This window comes from Tardiphaga sp., assembly GCF_025356345.1.
Lineage (GTDB): Bacteria > Pseudomonadota > Alphaproteobacteria > Rhizobiales > Xanthobacteraceae > Tardiphaga.
In genome coordinates, this window is the sequence record NZ_JANXTC010000120.1 from 1 (window position 1) to 3,336 (window position 3,336).

Genomic DNA, 3,336 nt, shown 5'->3' on the forward strand with positions numbered 1-3,336 from the left:
GTCCCCGCGCAGGCGGGGATCCATAACCTCCGGCGTAGTGGCGTCGGGCAAGGTTAGACAGCTGCGCAGTTCCGCATCATAACCCTCACCGTGTATGGGTCCCCGCCTGCGCGGGGACGACCTGTGAGAGTTACCCATGACCCTGCCCCTCGTCTCCCGCCTCGCCCTCGTTACCGGCGCCTCGCGCGGCCTTGGCCGTGCCACCGCGCTGGCGCTGGCCAAGGCCGGCGCCCATGTCATCGCGGTGGCACGCACCCAGGGCGGCCTTGAAGAGCTCGACGATGCGATCCGCGCCGAGGGTGGCAGCGCCACGCTGGTGCCGCTCAGCCTGACCGATCTCGACGGCATCGCCCGGCTCGGCGCCGCGCTGCACGAGCGCCACGGCAGGCTCGACATCCTGGTTGGCAATGCCGGCATCGCCGGGCCGTCCTCGCCGATCGGCCATGTCGAGATGAAGCCCTGGAACGAGGTGATGGCGCTCCACGTCACTGCCAATTTCCAGCTGATCCGCTGCATGGAGCCGCTGCTGCGGCAGTCCGATGCCGGCCGCGCTCTGTTCGTCACATCAGCCGCCGCCCACCAGGCGCCGGCCTATCGCGGCCTCTACGCAACGTCCAAGGCGGCGCTCGACACGTTGGTACGGGTATGGGCCGCCGAGACCGCCACCACGCCGATTCGTGCCAATCTGTTCGACCCCGGCCCGATCCGTACCCACATCCGTGCCATCGTGATGCCCGGTGAGGATCCGGAAACGCTGACCAGGCCGACGGAAGTGGCGCAAGCCATGGTGCCGATGCTGCTGCCGTCCTGGACCGAGACCGGCCGGCTCTATGACTACTCAACCAGGAAGCTTCTGAGTTTTCAGCCACCGGGATAAGGCACTGGCCTCTCCCCGTCAGTGCGAGGTCAGGGAAAGCCAATTGGCTATCCCTGACCTCGCCAGAAAGATCACTTGTCCCGGACGCGGCGCCATGCGCCTCCGCGGGAGGCGTCATGCGCCGCGGAGCCGGGACCGCCAAAAACACCGTTGCCTGATACGGTCCCGGCTCCGCGGAGCGGCATGGCGGCGATGCAAGGGCATCGCCTGAGAATGCCGCACCGCGTCCGGGACACGAGTCCGACATTTCATATCTCAGGATCGGCCAACAGGCCGGCCCCAAACTCGCGACGACGGCTGATGGTTCTCGCCGCGTCGCAAGATTGACTTGCCACGGCGTCGGTACTTCACTCCCTGCAAAGCGGGATAACCCGCGTCGGGATCAGGGAGGCTGGCATCATGCAGATGTCGAGGCGCATTCGTCTGTACGGGTTGATCGCCGGCACCGCCCTCGCATGGGCTGCCATCGTCGCCACCGCGCGTGCGACAGAAATCCCCCGCTTCGAGGTCGAGGCGTCGTGGCCCAAACCGCTGCCCAACAACTGGATCCTCGGTCAGGTCGGCGGCATCACGGTCGACGGGCAAGGCCATATCTGGCTGATCCACCGGCCACGTTCGCTGACCGATGACGAGAAAGGCGCCAGCCTGACGCCGCCGCGATCAAAGTGCTGCGTCTCGGCGCCGCCGGTGCTCGAATTCGATTCCGACGGCAATTTGCTGCGCTCCTGGGGCGGCCCCGGTGAAGGCTATGAATGGGTTGGCCGCGAGCACGGCATCGAAGTCGACGACAAGGGCTTCGTCTGGATCGGCGGCAATGCCGACAACGACAATGCGATCCTGAAATTCACCCTCGACGGCAAGTTCGTGATGCAGATCGGCAAGATCGCGCCGAGCAAGGGCAGCAACGACACCACTCAACTCGGCAAGCCGGCCGAGACCGCGCTCGACAAGGACGCCAACGAGATCTATGTCGCCGATGGCTATGGCAACCGCCGCGTCATCGTGTTCAACGCCACCACCGGCGCCTACATCAGGCACTGGGGCGCCTATGGCAACAAGCCCAATGACGACAAGCAGGCGGCGTATGATCCGGCGGCCCCGGTGTCACAGCAATTCGCCAATCCCGTACATTGCGTCAAGCTTGCCCATGATGGGCTGGTCTATGTCTGCGACCGCATCAACAACCGCGTTCAGGTGTTCAAGAAGGACGGCAGCTTCGTGAAGGAATGGTTCTTCGAGAAGAACACGCTGGGCAATGGCGCGGTATGGGATCTGGCGATCTGGCCCGACGCGAAGCAAACCTGGCTGCTGACCGCCGACGGCGAGAACAACGAGATCCGCATCCTCACCCGCGACGATGGCCGCGTGGTCGGCTCGTTCGGCCGCAATGGCCGCAACGCCGGCCAGTTTCACTGGATCCACGCGATGGCCGTCGATGCCAAAGGCAGCGTCTACACCGCCGAGGTCGACACCGGAAAACGCATCCAGAAATTCAAGCTGGTATCGGATGCGCTGAAGTAATCGGCGCCGCGCCGTTAACCGTCGCACTTCGGCCATGCCGACTATTTGTCGGCAGCAATGTGACACGCCGCTCGGGACGGGTCGACGCGGCGCACCGCCGTGCATCCTGACCGGTTTTTTGCCATGGCATCGGGCGACGCGAAAATCGCGGCAGCACCTTTGATTATAGTGGTTTACCGATTCCAAGTTACCCGGCGGCCCCGCCGGAACGGGCAGCGCGCGGCAGCTGCAACCGCGCTGCCGTCGCCATGCATAAATCCGCTTTCGCCACAGTGCGATCCGAATGACGCCATCGACGTCAACGACCTTGTGATCGTCGAAGACGCCCTGCACCTATTGCGCACCGCGCGTCCTGAGTTTCATCGTTGAGGACATGTCATGGCCGGCTCCTATCACACCCATCACGAGTCAATTCCTGGCAGCGACGGAGCCGTGCGGGCTCACGCGCCGACCAGGCCGTTTGCCGCCCTGTTGCGTCTGCGGGCATGGATGAGCTCGCCGCGCGAGCATCATCACAATGACGACGTCGCACCGCCGCGCAGCGAGCGCGCGTTTGTCGCCCATCTGCTGGCGCAGCTCGGCCATGATTACGAAGTCCGCCGCCAGAAATCGCGGCGCTGACGGTGTGGTTCATGACCGCTCGCGGCATCGAGAGACTACGCCCGCGAGCTGCAACCGACGGCAAAGCGCCTGGTCAGCTTTCCTTGAGGGCCTAGCCGGGCTGAGCAATTCGCTGCTCAGCGCTCCACAAAGGCGCGCGCCAGCTGATCGGTGATCGGCTTGACCAGATAGCTGATCATCGACCGGCTGCCGGTCTGCATGAACACTTCGGCCGGCATGCCCGCGACAAGTTGCAACCCGGCGAGCTTGCGCCGCTCTTGCTCCGGCAGCGTCACCCGCACCGAAAAATACGCCGCGTTGGTCTGCTGGTCGTGGCT

General features: G+C 64.7%; 3 protein-coding genes and 1 pseudogene. 3 read left to right on the forward strand and 1 reads right to left on the reverse strand.

Translation table 11 applies throughout. The features are described 5' to 3' along the window. Window positions 1-136: 136 nt before the first annotated feature. From Q0S16_RS07050 to Q0S16_RS07060, 3 genes are all read left to right on the forward strand, one after another. On the forward strand, window positions 137-877 hold the full coding sequence (locus Q0S16_RS07050) for an SDR family oxidoreductase (protein ID WP_295846427.1): 741 nt from the start codon (window positions 137-139) through the stop codon (window positions 875-877). Window positions 878-1,276: 399 nt separating this feature from the next. Continuing rightward, window positions 1,277-2,398, forward strand: coding sequence for a hypothetical protein (locus Q0S16_RS07055; protein WP_295846429.1), 1,122 nt, complete (start codon window positions 1,277-1,279; stop codon window positions 2,396-2,398). 378 nt (window positions 2,399-2,776) lie between these two features. Continuing rightward, complete coding sequence (locus tag Q0S16_RS07060) at window positions 2,777-3,019, forward strand: hypothetical protein (protein WP_295846430.1); 243 nt, start codon at window positions 2,777-2,779, stop codon at window positions 3,017-3,019. Window positions 3,020-3,135: 116 nt separating this feature from the next. On the opposite strand, the pseudogene Q0S16_RS07065 reads toward Q0S16_RS07060, so the two are convergent. Further along, window positions 3,136-3,336 (reverse strand): annotated as a pseudogene (locus Q0S16_RS07065) (HlyD family type I secretion periplasmic adaptor subunit); the annotation flags it as partial.

Excerpts from the sequence above, each read along its gene's own strand:
- Q0S16_RS07055 (WP_295846429.1), top strand. The coding sequence starts at position 1,277 with ATGCAGATGTCGAGGCGCATTCGTCTGTACGGGTTGATCGCCGGCACC.
- Q0S16_RS07060 (WP_295846430.1), top strand. The coding sequence starts at position 2,777 with ATGGCCGGCTCCTATCACACCCATCACGAGTCAATTCCTGGCAGCGAC.
- Q0S16_RS07050 (WP_295846427.1), top strand. The coding sequence starts at position 137 with ATGACCCTGCCCCTCGTCTCCCGCCTCGCCCTCGTTACCGGCGCCTCG.